Source organism: Actinomycetospora chlora (assembly GCF_039542135.1).
Classification (GTDB): Bacteria; Actinomycetota; Actinomycetes; order Mycobacteriales; family Pseudonocardiaceae; genus Actinomycetospora; species Actinomycetospora chlora.
The window spans coordinates 21,047-34,757 of the sequence record NZ_BAABHO010000009.1 but is presented as its reverse complement, the minus strand read 5'-3'; the positions used below and the strand labels follow the sequence as shown (position 1 = coordinate 34,757).

General features: G+C 75.5%; 9 protein-coding genes. 2 read left to right on the top strand and 7 right to left on the bottom strand.

Features of this window, described 5'->3' with window-relative positions:
- Positions 1-181 precede the first annotated feature (181 nt).
- Positions 182-1,825, top strand: a complete 1,644-nt coding sequence (locus ABD994_RS07650; RefSeq protein ID WP_345412548.1) for an acyl-CoA dehydrogenase family protein — start codon at positions 182-184, stop codon at positions 1,823-1,825.
- Between the two features lie 3 nt (positions 1,826-1,828).
- On the opposite strand, the gene ABD994_RS07645 is transcribed toward ABD994_RS07650, so the two are convergent.
- The 4 genes from ABD994_RS07645 to ABD994_RS07630 form a co-directional block, all read right to left on the bottom strand.
- Positions 1,829-3,229, bottom strand: coding sequence for an MFS transporter (locus ABD994_RS07645; RefSeq protein ID WP_345412546.1), 1,401 nt, complete (start codon positions 3,227-3,229; stop codon positions 1,829-1,831).
- Positions 3,230-3,301: 72 nt separating this feature from the next.
- Positions 3,302-4,510: an MFS transporter gene (locus ABD994_RS07640; RefSeq protein ID WP_345412543.1), complete on the bottom strand. Its 1,209-nt coding sequence runs from the start codon at positions 4,508-4,510 to the stop codon at positions 3,302-3,304.
- A 76-nt stretch (positions 4,511-4,586) separates the two neighbouring features.
- Positions 4,587-5,987 (bottom strand): carboxylesterase/lipase family protein, encoded by a 1,401-nt coding sequence (locus ABD994_RS07635; protein ID WP_345412541.1) that lies wholly within the window; start codon positions 5,985-5,987, stop codon positions 4,587-4,589.
- Positions 5,988-6,028: 41 nt separating this feature from the next.
- A complete protein-coding gene (locus ABD994_RS07630; protein ID WP_345412539.1) occupies positions 6,029-7,114 on the bottom strand; it encodes a tryptophan 2,3-dioxygenase family protein in 1,086 nt (361 codons plus the stop codon).
- Positions 7,115-7,287: 173 nt separating this feature from the next.
- Between ABD994_RS07630 and ABD994_RS07625 the strand changes: the two genes are divergently transcribed.
- Positions 7,288-9,528, top strand: a complete 2,241-nt coding sequence (locus ABD994_RS07625) for a penicillin acylase family protein (protein WP_345412537.1) — start codon at positions 7,288-7,290, stop codon at positions 9,526-9,528.
- Here the strand turns inward: ABD994_RS07625 and ABD994_RS07620 are convergent.
- The 3 genes from ABD994_RS07620 to ABD994_RS07610 are packed head-to-tail and all read right to left on the bottom strand — an operon-like array spanning position 9,516 to position 13,710.
- A complete protein-coding gene (locus tag ABD994_RS07620; RefSeq protein WP_345412534.1) occupies positions 9,516-11,132 on the bottom strand; it encodes a long-chain-fatty-acid--CoA ligase in 1,617 nt (538 codons plus the stop codon). The two genes, ABD994_RS07625 and ABD994_RS07620, sit on opposite strands and share 13 nt — an antisense overlap.
- The gene (locus ABD994_RS07615; protein ID WP_345412532.1) at positions 11,129-12,901 is read right to left on the bottom strand and encodes an acyclic terpene utilization AtuA family protein; all 1,773 of its coding nucleotides are present in this window, start codon (positions 12,899-12,901) and stop codon (positions 11,129-11,131) included. Before ABD994_RS07615 ends, ABD994_RS07620 begins: the two co-directional genes overlap by 4 nt.
- The gene (locus tag ABD994_RS07610) at positions 12,898-13,710 is read right to left on the bottom strand and encodes a TIGR03084 family metal-binding protein (protein WP_345412529.1); all 813 of its coding nucleotides are present in this window, start codon (positions 13,708-13,710) and stop codon (positions 12,898-12,900) included. The genes ABD994_RS07615 and ABD994_RS07610 overlap by 4 nt, the downstream gene beginning before the upstream one ends.
- Position 13,711 lies beyond the last annotated feature (1 nt).

Below are 13,711 nucleotides of genomic sequence, written 5' to 3'. Positions count from 1 at the left end.
CGAGGGTGTCGTTGACACCCGCACGACCAGGAGCGGAGTGTCAGCGCGTGCCTCGCCGCCATGTCCTGACGCGTCGACGTCACGTGGAGGTGCGCCGGACGACCGCGCTCCGGCGTCGCTGAGGACGCCGTCCGCTTCCTGCGGGGAGAGATGCAGCGAAAGCCGTGACCCGGAGGTGGCGATGACGCTCGACCTGTCCGACTTCACCCGCATGCGCCCGGTGCCCGACAACCTCGTCCCCGACCTGAACGGCGTCGACGCCTTCAGCACCGACGCCATCGCCGCGGGGGTCGTCGAGCGGTACGCGCCGTGGGCGCGGGAGCGCGCCGCGGCCCTCGGCGCGCGGGTGTGGGACCCGGCGGTGCTCAAGGCCGCCCGGGACGCCGAGCGGGTGCGGCCCGAGCTGCGCACCCTCGACCGTCTCGGGAACGAGGTCTACGACGTCGACTTCCACCCCGCCTACCACGAGCTGATGGCCCTGGGCTTCGGCTCGGGCGTGCACTCGCTGGCCTGGACCGCGGACGAGCCCGGGGCGCACTCGGCGCGGGCGGTGCTGTCGTACCTGTGGAACCAGATCGATGGCTCCACCGCCTGCCCGCTCGGCATGGCCTACGCGTCGATCCCGGTGCTGCGCAGCCAGCCCGAGCTCGCGCCGTGGGCCGACAAGCTCGCGGTCGAGGGCTACCACCCGGCCGACGTCCCCATCACGGCGAAGTCCGCGGGCACCATCGGCTACTTCATGACCGAGAAGCACGGCGGCTCGGACCTCCGCGCCAACGTCACCGTCGCCCGTCCCGTCGGGCGCCGCGGGCCCGGCGAGACTTACCTGGTCAACGGGCACAAGTGGTTCGCCTCGGTCCCGATGGCGGACTGCTACCTCACCGTCGCCCAGACCGAGGCCGGCGTGTCCTGCCTGCTCGTCCCGCGCCGCCGGGCCGACGGCGCGCTCAACGGCATCCGGGTCAACCGGCTCAAGGACAAGCTGGGCAACCGGGCCAACGCGTCGTCGGAGATCGAGTACCACGACGCCGAGGCGATCCTCGTCGGCGAGGAGGGCCACGGCGTCCGGACGATCCTGTCCTCCGCCGAGTACACGCGGCTCGACTTCGCCGTCGGCTCCGCGGGACTCATGCGCGCCGCGCTGTCCCAGGGCCTGTACTACAACGACGAGCGCACCGCCTTCGGCTCGCCGCTTTCGGCGCTGCCGATCCAGGCGCCGGTGCTGGCCGACCTGGCCCTCGAGTGGGCCGGCGCCGCGCACCTCGCCTTCCGCGTGGCCCGCGCCGAGGACCACCGCGACGACGTCTCCGAGAAGCTCCTCAGCCGGCTGCTGACACCGGTGGCGAAGTTCTGGAACTGCCGGCGCGTGCCGGGCGTCGTCGAGGAGGTCATGCAGTCGATCGGCGGCAACGCCTACATCGAGGAGCACCCGCTGCCGCGGTACTACCGGGAGGCGCCGCTCAACGCGATCTGGGAGGGCACCTCGAACATGATGGTCATGGACGTCGGCCGCGTCCTGACCCGCGAGCCGAAGGCGATCGAGCCGGTGCTGGACGAGATCCGCCCGGTCGCGGCCGAGCACCCCCTCGTCGCGGATGCCCTGCGGGACATCGAGGAGCTCGTCGAGACCCCGGAGGAGACGGCCCGCTACCTCGTCACCCGGATCGCGCTCGCGACCCAGGCCGCCCTGCTGGTGCGGCACGTCCCGACGCCCGTGGCCGAGGCGTTCGTCGCGTCCCGGCTCGGCACCGGCTGGGGCCCGGGCTACGGCACGCTGCGCGGCGTGGACGTGGGGGCCGTGATCGACCACGCCCGCCTGGGCTGAGCCTCAGGCCGGCGCCGGGGCCGGCGCCACGCTCGTCCGCGTCCGGGGCCACTGGCTGACCAGGGTCACGACGCCCGCGAGCAGGAGCAGGACGGCGAGGCCGACGAGCGTGACCGCCAGCCCCGTCGTCGTGGGCGGGGCGGCGCCCACGCTCTCGATGACGGCGGTGCCGGCCACGACGCCGAAGCCGCCGACGCAGATCAGCGACGTCAGCATGACGCCCGTGCCTTCGGCCGAGCGCTCCGGCGGCAGCACGTTCTGCACCGCCACCTGGCCCAGCCCGTACCCCATCCCCGTGGTGAGCCCGCAGAACCCGAGCGCGAGCACGTAGACCCACAGCGGCCCGGCGAGGGCGAGCAGGACCAGCGCCGGACCGCAGGCCAGCACCGCCACGGCCATGATGAGCCCGGCCGGGACCTTCGTGGTGAGCCAGCCCGAGAGCGGGCCGCAGGCGGCGAGGCCGATCGACGACACGACGAACGCGAGCCCGGCCGCGGTCGGCGTGAGCCCCCGCAGCGTCTGCAGGTCGATGGTGGCGGCGACGACGTAGACGACGGTGCCGATGTTGGCCAGCGTCCCGGCGACGCAGAGCACGACGAACACCCGGTTGCGGACCAGCGACGGCCGCACCAGCGGCTGCGCGGCCCGCCGCTCGCGCAGCACGAACGCGACCAGCAGCGCGATCCCGCCGAGCAGCGGGCCGACGGTCACCGGGTTCGTCCACCCCTCGGCCCCGACGTCGTCGACGGCGATGCTCAGCGCGGTGAGCCCGCCGGCGACGGTGACGACGCCCCACCAGTCGAGCCTGCGCAGGTCGCGGTCCGCGCTCTCGTCGCGGGAGGTCTGCAGCCGCCACCCGCGCCAGATGGCGACGGCGGCGACGGGCACGTTGATCAGGAAGACCCAGCGCCACCCGATCGTCGCCGAGAAGACCCCGCCGACCACCGGCCCGAGGGCGGTGCCGACCCCCGCCACCCCCATCAGCACGCCGGTGACGCCGGGGCGCTCGCGCTCGGAGGTCGCGTTGGTGACCAGGGCGAAGCTCGCGGGCATGATCAGCGCGGCGCCGAGGCCCTGCACGACGCGGGCCGCGATGAGCAGGTGGGCGGACGTGACCAGGCCGCAGACGAGGGAGCTGAGCCCGAACACCGCGATGCCGCTCAGGAGCACATCGCGGCGCCCGAGGACGTCGCCGAGCCGGCCGCTCGGGATGAGGAACGCCCCCAGGGCGATCATGTAGCCGCTGATCAGCCACTGCAGGTTCGTCACCGTCGAGCCGAGCTCCGCGGCGATCGTCGGCAGGGCGAGCCCGAGCGAGAAGAAGTCGAGCTGGATGCAGAACAGGCCCGCCGCGACCGGGAGGAACGGCAGCGAGGCACGCAACGTGCCCGTGACCTGCCTCATACGGGGGACTGTAGGGCGTGGTCCGCGCCCCGTCATCACCCTGCGTCGAGCACCAGGGATCGAGCTGGTCGGCTACGTCGCCTCCACCGGCCCGTCCCGATCGCGCGAGCGCAGCACCGATCCGGTGGCGCCGACCGCGACCATGACCATCACGACGAGACAGAGGCCCACCGCGACCGGGGGGAGGCCCCAGGTCTCGACGGCCACGCCCGCGAGCAGGCTGGCGACCGCGGCGGCGAGGTAGCAGTACAGGTAGATCGCGGCGAGGGTGCCGGCGTGCGTCCCCGCCGGGCTGCGCTCGAGCAGCACCCGCATCGCGCCCGCGAAGGCGACGCCGAAGCCGGCCCCGCCCACGACCGCGCCGGCCAGGTACACCGCGAAGCTCCCGGCCGCGATGGCGCCGATGTAGACCCCGACCCCCGCGACGAGCGCCGCCGCCCCGCCCGCGAGGGCCCGGGACGTCGGGATCCGGTTGGCGGCCAGGCCCGCGATCGGCCCGGCGAGGTGGTAGACGGCGACGGCGAGCGCGCCGCTGAACAGGTCGTGGCGCCCCAGCACCGACACGGCGAGCGACGGGGCGAGCGCCTGGGTGAAGCCGCCGAGCACGTACGTCGCCGCGACGAGGAGGCAGACCAGGGGGAACACGCGCCGCGCGGTGCGCGGCACCTGCACCACGGGGCGCAGCGACCGCAGCGCACCCGGCGTGCGGGGGACCGTCTCGGGTAGCAGGAGCACCGCCACCGCCGCCGCGGCCAGCACGGCGGCCATGACGAGGAAGGACACGACCGGCGCGCCCCGCGGCGCGAGCTGGACCGCCGCGCCCGAGGCGAGCGCGCCGATCGCGATGCCGCCCGGCGGCGCGCCGCTGGTCACCGCCCCGGCCAGGCCGGGCCGCGTCGGGGGCACCAGGTCCACGACGAACGCCCCCAGGGCGCTGAGCGCGAGCCCCACGGACACGCCCTGCACCGCCCGCCCGACGATGAGCGGCACGGCCGAGTCGACGGTCGCGAGGACCAGGCACGCGGCCATCCCGGCCCCGAGGGCCACCAGGGACACCGGACGCCGGCCGAGGTGGTCCGACAGGCTCCCGCAGCACAGCAACGCGATCAGCAGCGGCACGATGTAGAGCGCGAACGCACCGGTGAGCGCCACGGTCGAGACCCCGTCGACCTGCTGGTAGACGACGTAGAGCGGCGCCGGCACCCCCGCCCCGGCACAGACGGCGACCAGCGCGACGGACGCGGCGGCGAAGCGTGTCCCGGGTCGGCGGCGGTGCAGCACCCGGGTCAGACCGGCCTACGGCGCGCGCCGGCGCGGACGGTGGAGGGCACGCGACCACACTAGGCGTGACCGGCGGTCAACGACCGACGAGCGGGAGCGGCGCGAAGACGTGGTCGCGCCAGAGCTCCCGGGACACCGTCTCCGGGTACGGCGCGACGCTCGTGTCCACGTCGAGGAGCGCGACGTCCCCGGTGTCGAAGGTGGGCCACCCGGGGTCGCCGCGGGTCGCGAACCCGACCCACGCCGCGCGCATGCGTGCGGAGACGGTCTCGGCGGCGTCGAGGTCGTCGAGCAGGGCGGCCGGCTGGCCGGCGGTGAGGTTGCCGAAGACCAGCGGCACGTCGATGCCGTGGCACGCGCCCAGGGGACCGCCGAACGTCAGCTCGTACACGTGGACCCGCGCGTGCGGCGTCGCCCGCTCGGCCAGGTGGAGCGACGGCATGCGGAACAGCCAGTCGGAGAGGATCCACTCGTACCGGGCGGCGGGATCGGTCGGGGGATAGGGCCTCGGCGCGAAGAGCGCCTCCGCCGACGTGATCTGCTCGTCGGTCGGGGGAGCGATCGCGCTGAACAGCCGGTGCTCGTCGCGGGTGTGCCCGCAGAGCAGGTCGACGTCGAGCCGGGCCTGCCACGGCGAGACGGGCAGGACGTCGCCGTCGACGACGGGCGCGAAGAGCACCCCGCGATGGCCGGCGAGCCCCCAGCGGTCGGCGTGCGCGGACGGGTCGACCCCGTCCGCGGCCAGGGGCAGCAGCAGCGGGTCCACCTCGGCGAGGTCCTCGACGGTGGGGGCGAGCCCGAGCTCGGCGGCGCAGGTGGCGGCGACGTCGCGGGCGAGCTCCGGGCCGAAGACGGTGCCCGGCACGCTCTGGGCGACGGCCCGGCGGACCAGGCCCGCGGCCCGCGGCATCGCCATGAGCGCCGCGACCGACCCGCCGCCCGCCGACTGCCCGAACACGGTGACGCACCCGGGATCGCCGCCGAAGGCGCGCACGTCGTCGCGCACCCACTCCAGGACGGCGACCTGGTCGAGCAGCCCGCGGTTCGCGGGCGCGCCGTCGAGCAGCGCGAACCCCTCGATGCCGACCCGGTGGTTGGCGGTGACCACCACGACGCCGCCGCGCGCCAGCCGGGTGCCGTCGTACTCGGGCAGGCCGGACGCCCCGACGGCGTAGCCGCCGCCCTGGATCCACACCATGACCGGCAGCCCGGCGTCCCGGCCCGGGTCGGGCGACCAGACGTTGAGCGTCAGCCAGTCCTCGCCGCCGGCGAGCTCCGGCATGCCGAACGCCGCGGCCTGGGGCGGGGCGGGCCCGAACGCGAGCGCGTCCCGGACGCCGTCCCACGGCGCCGGCCGCGCCGGGGCGGCGAAGCGCCGCCCACCGACCGGCGGAGCAGCGAACGGGATGCCCCGGAACACCGCGACGCCGCTCTCCAGGGTTCCGCGCACCCGTCCCGCGGTGGTCCTGACCTCCACCCGTCCGACGCTAGCGAGGGGCGACAGCGGTTTCCCCGGCGTCACCGGGCGAGGACCACGAGCCGGTGCGCCCGGCACGCCGCGAGGTAGGGCACGCCCGCCGTGTCGCCCGAGCCGGGCGCGTCGCCGAGCATCCGGGTCGCCAGGCCGAGGTGGGCGGTCTTCCAGCGCTGGTGGGCCGCCTCGAGGGCAGCGACCGCGTCGTCGAGGGCCGTCGGGCGCGGCGCCGCGGCGAGCGCCCGGGCGAGGCTGTCGTCGCGGCCGGCCGCGGCCCGAACCGCCGTAACCCCGGCGAAGGCCTCGCCGTCGAGACGGTCCCGGGCGGGCTCGCCGCAGGCCAGCTCGAAGCGCTTGTAGGCCTCGGACTGGATGGCGCTGGCCCCCTCGGTGTACCGGCGGAAGGAGTGGAAGGCGTCGGCACGCATCGTCGCCACCAGGCGGAACAGCAGGCCCGCCCGCTCGAGGACCCGCGTCGCGCGGCCCAGCAGCGCGACGGCGTCGTCGGGCCGGCCGGCGCGCACGGCGTCGGTGGCCGTCCGGACCAGCCCCGTCAGCGTGGTGAACACCAGCTCGTGGGCCTGCAGCGCGCGGATGAAGAAGTACTCGTCGTGCTCGGTGGACACCGGCAGCGCGGTCAGCGCGAGCCACTCGCCCGCGAGCGTGGCCGGGGGGACGGTGCCGTCGGCGGGGGAACGGTCGATCGTGGCGACGAACCGGGCCGCGTGCCGGAGGCGCTTGCGGCGCAGCTCGGGGGTGGTGCCCCGGGGATGGCGGTTCTCGTGCCGGACGACGTCCGCGAGAAGCAGCGCCGACAGGCGCTCGGCGCCGAGGCCGTCCTCGTGGCGGATCGCGTCCAGCAGGGGCAGGGCCAGGTAGCCGGCGTTGCGGAAGCGGTCGCGGTGCCGGGCGAGGACCGCGTCGAGGAAGGCGTCGAGGAACGGGTCCCGGCCCCGGTGCCGCTCGGCGATCGCGTCGAGCGCGGTCAGGACCGCGGGCGGGAGCGCGTGGCGCCCGCTGCGGCGGATCTCCACGGTGACCAGGCGGGCCAGTGCGAGCCCCTCGCGGCGGGTGCGGTCGCCCCCGCTCCGCCACGCCGCCAGCTCCCGCAGGAGCGCGTTCTCCACCATCCCCGACCACCTCCCGACCGGGACCCGGACCGGTGCCGGATCGCGCGGACCCGAGCGTCGGCGTGACGGCTCGCGCGGACGATCGGGTGCGCCCCCGCACGCCGGGGTGGTAACCCTCCGGTCGGTGGTGGGGCGGACCCGTCCCGACCACCGACGACCCCGAGAGGACGCCGATGCTCCCCAGCGACGAGGTCGAGGTGGCCGGGCTCTCGGACGACGTCGAGGTGCTCGTCGACCGCTGGGGCGTGCCCCACGTCTACGCCGGGTCGCGGCACGACGCTCACGTCGCCCAGGGCTTCCAGGCCGCGCGCGACCGCCTCTTCCAGATCGACCTGTGGCGGCGGCGCGGGCTGGGGCGTCTGGCCGAGGTGCTCGGCCCGACGTATCTCGAGCAGGACCGGGCCCGGCGGCTGCTGCTGTACCGGGGCTCTGCGGACGCCGAGTGGGCGTCCTACCCCGAGGGGGCCCGCGACGTCGTGGCCGCGTTCGTCGAGGGCGTCAACGCCCACGTGGGCTGGGTGCTCGCGGCGCCGGGCGAGCGGTTGCCGCCGGAGTTCGCCGCCGTGGGGTACCTCCCGGAGCGCTGGGCGCCCGAGGACATCGTGCGCATCCGCACCCACGGGATGTTCTCCAACGTCGAGCAGGAGCTGGCCCGCGCCCTGACGGTGCGGGACCTCGGCGCCGCGGCCGAGGACCTGCGGTCGGTGCGGGAGCCGGGTGGCGAGCTGCGGGTGCCGGACCCCGCGGCGCTCGAGCACCTCACCGACGACGTCCTCGCGGCCTACCGGCTGGCGTTCGGGCCGGTCGAGCTGGTCGCCGCGGGCAGCAACAACTGGGTCGTGGCCGGGACGCGGACCGCCACCGGCCGGCCGGTGCTGGCCAACGACCCGCACCGCGCGATCACCGTGCCCTCGCTGCGCTACCTCGCCCACCTCGAGGCGCCCGGGCTGTCGGTGATCGGGGCCGGCGAGCCGAACCTCCCGGGCATCTCGATCGGCCACAACGCCCGCGTCGCCTTCGGCCTGACGATCTGGCCGATCGACCACGAGGACCTCTGCGTCCACACGCTGCACCCCACCGACGACGGGCGCTACCGCGCCGAGGACGGGTGGGTCGCGTTCGAGCTGGTCGAGGAGCGGACGGCGGTGGCCGCCGCCGCCGACGCCGTGCACCGGCTGCTGTTCACCGGCGACGGGCCGGTGCTGCACGTGGACACCGCGGCGCGGGTCGCGGTGTCGCTGCGGGCGGTGTGGCTGCAGGCGGGGATGGCGCCCTACCTGGCGAGCCTGGGCTACCAGGACGCCGCCGACGTGCACGCCTTCCGCGCGGCCCTGCACCGCTGGGGCGCCCCCGGGGTCAACCAGGTCTTCGCCGACGTCGACGGGCACATCGGGCTGCAGACCTGCGGGCGAGTGCCGCGGCGGCGCGGGTGGGACGGCGCGCTCCCGGTCCCCGGCGACGGTCGGTTCCCGTGGGACGGCGTCGCCCCGCTCGACGAGCTGCCCGGGGCGATCGACCCGGAGGCGGGCTGGCTGACGACCTCCAACCAGTACCTGCCGCCGGCGGACGCCGTCGCGACCGTGGACTGGTACGCCGACGCCCGCCACGAGCGTCTGTCGGCGTGGCTCGCGGACGACACCGACGTCGACGTCGCGGCGAGCCTGCGGTGGCAGACCGACGCGTTCACCGTGCACGGGCGGCGGCTGCTCGACCGGCTCGCGCCCGTCGCGGCCCCGGAGGACGTCGCGGCGTGGTGGGCGGAGCTGCAGGCCTGGGACGGCGTCGAGGACGCCGGGTCGCGCGCGGCGCTGGTGTTCCAGGTGTGGGTGCGGCGGCACTGGCGGCCCTGGCTCGCGGCCCGGTGCCTCGAGGGACTCGGGCTCGATCCGGCACGGGCGGGCCGGCTCCTGCGCGACGACACCCTCTTCGGCGACCTCCGCCCCGACCTGCGGATGCTCGAGGTCGTCGACGACCCCGCCGTGCTGGGCGAGGGCCTCGGCGTGACGCTGCGCTCCGCGCTCGCCGAGATCTCCGACCGGCTCGGCGGGGACCCCGGCTCCTGGAGCTGGGGTGCGCTGCACCGCACCGAGCTGCGGCACGCGGCGTTCCCGGACGACCCGCTGCTGTCGGTGCCCCGCTCGGGCAGCGGCGACACCGTGGGGCTCGCCGGGCACGACCCGACGGGCAACGCCGTGATGGGCGCGAGCTTCCGGATGGTGCTCGACGTGGGCGACTGGGACGCCTCGCGCGTGGTCAACGCCCCCGGGCAGTCGGGCGACCCTCGCTCACCCCACTACGCGGACCTGCTGGAGCCGTGGGCGGCGGGGGAGTCGTTCCCGCTCGTCTACACCCGCGCCGCGGTCGAGGACGCCGCGGTGCACCGGACGGTGCTGCGGCCGGATCAGCCCTCGTAGTGGTCGGCGTACCGCTCGCGCAGGACGTTCTTCTGGATCTTGCCGGTGGACGTGCGGGGCAGCTCGTCGACGACGATCACCGACTTCGGCAGCTTGTAGCGGTCGAGCCGGCCGGCGAGGTCGGCCACCAGCGCGTCGGGGTCGACGCGCTGCCCGGCCGCGGGCACCACCACCGCGGTGATCGCCTCGCTCCACCGCTCGTGGGGCAGCCCGAGGACGGCGACCTCGCCCACGCTCGCGTCGGCGTAGAGCGCGCGCTCGACCTCGAGCGACGCGACGTTCTCCCCGCCGGTCTTGATCACGTCCTTCGAGCGGTCGGTGAACCACAGGATGCCGTCGTCGTCGACGCGCCCGATGTCCCCGGAGTGGAACCAGCCGTGGGCGAAGACGCGGTCGGTGGCCTCCGTGTTGTGCAGGTAGCCCGTCATCGTGTGCGGGCCGCGGTAGACGATCTCGCCCTCCTGCCCGGGCGGCAGCAGCGCGCCGTCGGGGTCCATGATCCCGAGCTGGACGTTGACCACCGGCGTCCCCACCGCGCCGGGGTGGCTGAGCTGGTGCTCGGGGCGGAACAGCGTCGCGGTGGGGCTCATCTCGGTCTGGCCGAAGAGCAGGTACAGGTCGCAGCCGAGCACCTCGATGGCGCGGCGGACCTGCGCCTCGGGCATCGGCGCCATCGCGTAGCAGGCGCGCCGGAGGCTGGAGAGGTCGCGCGTGGTGACCTCGGGGTGGTCGAGCATCGCGCGGTACATCACCGGCAGCCCGAAGATCTGCGTGACCCGCTCGCGCTCGATGAGCGCCAGCAGCACGGCCGGGTCGAAGGCGCGCAGGACGTGGATCGTCGCGCCGACCATGATCGCGGGCGTGCAGTGGGTGTTGAGCTGCGCGGTGTGGAACATCGGCAGCATCGCGACGAAGCGGTCGTCCTCGTCGAACTTCGCCTCGAGCGCCATCGTGAGCGACTCGAGGTAGATCGCGAGGTGGTTGCCCATCACGCCCTTGGGCGCCGAGGTCGTGCCGCTCGTGTAGAGGTAGGTGATCGGGTCGCGGTCGCCGACGACGACCTCGGGGTCGCCGGTCTCCGCGGCGAGCACGTCGTCGAGGGCGGCGACGGTCCGCGTCAGGCCGGTGGTGTCGGCGCTCGTGCCCGTGCCGGGGGCGACGACCACCTCGCCGACGCCGGGCGACTGCTCCACGGCCGGGGCGAGCGCGCCCACGAGCTGCGCCTCGATGACGAGGCCGCGGGCGCCGGAGTCCTGCAGGACGTAGGCGACCTCGTCGGCCCGCCACCCGAGGTTGATCGGGACGCAGACGACCCCGAGCTTGGCGCAGGCGTAGTAGGTCAGGAGGAACTCGGCGCTGTTGCCCGACGCCAGCGCCAGCGCGTCGCCCCGCGCGTACCCGCGGGCGGCGAGCCCGTGCGCGAGGCGGTTGACCCACGCGTTGAGCTCCCGGTAGGTCCAGCGCCGCTCGCCGTCGACGATCGCGGTGCGCTCCGGGTGGCGTGACGCCGTCCGCGTCAACGAGTCACCGACATTGACGCGGTGGACGAGGTTCTCGGCGACCTCGGGGGCGAGGGCCGGCCGGGCGGGGACGGTGGACGTCATCGTCGCTCCAGGTGGTCGGGGAGGAGGGCCTCGGGGACGTCGACCACCCGCGAGCGCAGGAACTCGCCGAGGCCCTTGGCCTGGGGGTCGGGACGGGTCGCGGACGCGACGCCCTCGCCGAGCAGGCCGACGACCACGACGTTGACCGCCCGCAGGTTGGGCAGCTCGTGGACGTGCACGGCGAGGTCGCGGGCCTCGGGCAGGAGCTCGCGCACCCGGTCGGGCGTGACGAGCGAGCGCAGCCACGCGTACTCGGCGTCGGTGCGGGTCCAGAGGCCGATGTTGGCGTTGCCGCCCTTGTCGCCGGACCGGGCGCCGGCGACCACGCCGAGCGGGACGCGCCGCGTGGGGCCGTCCGGGGGACCCGCGGAGGGCGTCGGGACGGGCGCCGGCCTCTCCGCGGTGACCGTCACCGGCGCGATCGCCGTGACCGTCCCGTCGGGCAGCGTGACGCGGTGCTCCACCTCGGCGGCCGGTACGACGGTCGGCCAGTAGACGCCGAAGGCGCTCTCGGCGCTGGGCGGCGTCGTGGTGTGGAACCCGGGGTAGCCGCCCAGCGCCAGCTCCATCGTGGTGTTGGAGAACGCGCGGCCGACCCGGCTCCGGTCCGGGTCCTTGACCGTGATCTTGAGGTGGGCGGTGGCCTGCTCGTTGGCGGTGGCGTCGGGGTGGTCGAAGCGCAGCAGCCGCACGTCGACCTCGGCGAAGCGGTCGCGCCCGCCCAGCAGGTCGAAGAGCTCCTGCTCGGCCCAGGCGGCCTTGGCCTCGATGTCCAGCCCGGTGAGCACGAGCGTCATCGTGTTGCGGTAGCCGCCCTCGTGGTTGAGCGCGACCTTGAGGGTGTCCGGCGGGGCGCTGCCGCGGGTGCCGGAGATCCGCACGCGGTGCTCGCCGTCGGGCTCGAGGGCCAGCGTGTCGAAGTGGGCGACGGCGTCCGGGCCGGCGTAGGCGGGCTCGGCGATCTCGTAGAGCAGCTGCGCGGTGACCGTGCCGACCGAGACGAGCCCGCCCGTGCCGGGGTGCTTGGTGATGACGCTCGAGCCGTCCGCGGCGATCTCGGCGACCGGGAACCCCGGATAGCGGCGGTCGGTGACCTCGTCGAAGAACGCGTAGTTGCCGCCCGTGGCCTGCGGCCCGCACTCGATGACGTGGCCCGCGGCCATCGCCCCGGCGACGGCGTCGAGGTCGCCGGGCGTCCAGCCGTGCCACCAGGCGGCCGGCCCGACGGCCAGCGACGCGTCGGTGACCCGGCCGGTGACCACGACGTCGGCCCCCGCGTCGAGGGCGGCGGCGATGCCGAACCCGCCCAGGTAGGCGTTGGCGGTGACCGGCCGGACCGCGCTCTCGCCCAGCTTGCGCCCCGTGTCGAGGTGGGCGAGGTCGTGCCCGGCGGCCTGCAGCTCGTCGAGGCGGTCGACGATGTCGTCGCCGTCGACGTGGGCCACCCGAGGGTGCAGGCCGAGGCGCTCGGCCAGCGCGGTGACCTCCGCGGCGAGCCCGGGCGGGTTGAGCCCGCCGGCGTTCGCGACGATCTTGACGCCGCGGTCGAGGCAGGTGCCCAGCACCTCCTCGAGCTGGGCGAGGAAGGTCCTCGCGTAGCCCGCGGCCGGGTCCTTCCGCTTCGCCTTCCACAGGATGAGCATCGTCAGCTCGGCGAGGTAGTCGCCGGTCAGGACGTCGATCGGCCCGCCGTCCACCATCTCGCGCGCCGCCGCGAGGCGGTCGCCGTAGAAGCCCGAGCAGTTGCCGACGAGCACGGGACGGGTCACGAGGGGCTCCCGGGGGTCGGGACGGCGCCCGGCGCGCGGCCGTCGGCGGGGGCGCCGGCGAACGCCTGGGCGATGGCCATCCACGCCGACGCGGTCGGACCACTGACCTGCAGGGCGGTGTCGTCACGATGGCGTCGCTGGGTCACCGCGAGGCAGAAGTCCAGCGCCGGTCCGGTCACGCGGTCGGCGGCGTCCTCCGGGCCCCAGGCCCAACGCTCGCCGGAGGGAGCGTCGAGCTCGACCCGCACCGGCGCGTCCGGCACGGGCAACCCGCGCAGCGCGAAGGCGAAGCCGGCGGTGCGGACCCCGAGGTGGGCGATGTGGCGCAGCCGGTCGGTGGGCTCCCGGGTCACCCCGAGCGCGTCGGCGACGTCCTGGCCGTGCGCCCAGGTCTCCATGAGCCGCGCGGTGGCCGACGACGCGGCGCTCATGTCGGGCCCGTACCAGGGCAGCCGGGTCGACGGGTCGAGCCCGCCGAACACGGCGACGAACTCCGCGCGGGTGCGGGCGAGCCAGCCGCGGACGGCCGCGGCCGGGAGGTGCGCGTGCTCCGCGGCCACCTGGTCCGGGAAGTCGTCGCCGCGGGCCGCCAGCCCGGCCGCCTCCCGCCGGAAGCGCTCCGGGTCGACGGCGGCCAGGGTCGCCGTCTCGTCGAAGTAGGCGAGGTGGGTGAGCTGGTCGCGGATCGTCCAGCCCTCCGCCGTGGTCGGCGTCGCGATGCCGGCGTCGTCGAGGTCGGCGACCAGGTCGAGGACCACCGCGGTCTCGGCCTCGAGGTCGGCGAGCAGCTCGTCCATGCGCACGGCCATC

Coding starts and splice junctions, on each gene's coding strand:
- ABD994_RS07650 (WP_345412548.1), top strand. CDS start 182: ATGACGCTCGACCTGTCCGACTTCACCCGCATGCGCCCGGTGCCCGAC.
- ABD994_RS07645 (WP_345412546.1), bottom strand. CDS start 3,229: ATGAGGCAGGTCACGGGCACGTTGCGTGCCTCGCTGCCGTTCCTCCCG.
- ABD994_RS07630 (WP_345412539.1), bottom strand. CDS start 7,114: ATGGTGGAGAACGCGCTCCTGCGGGAGCTGGCGGCGTGGCGGAGCGGG.
- ABD994_RS07625 (WP_345412537.1), top strand. CDS start 7,288: ATGCTCCCCAGCGACGAGGTCGAGGTGGCCGGGCTCTCGGACGACGTC.
- ABD994_RS07620 (WP_345412534.1), bottom strand. CDS start 11,132: ATGACGTCCACCGTCCCCGCCCGGCCGGCCCTCGCCCCCGAGGTCGCC.
- ABD994_RS07610 (WP_345412529.1), bottom strand. CDS start 13,710: ATGGCCGTGCGCATGGACGAGCTGCTCGCCGACCTCGAGGCCGAGACC.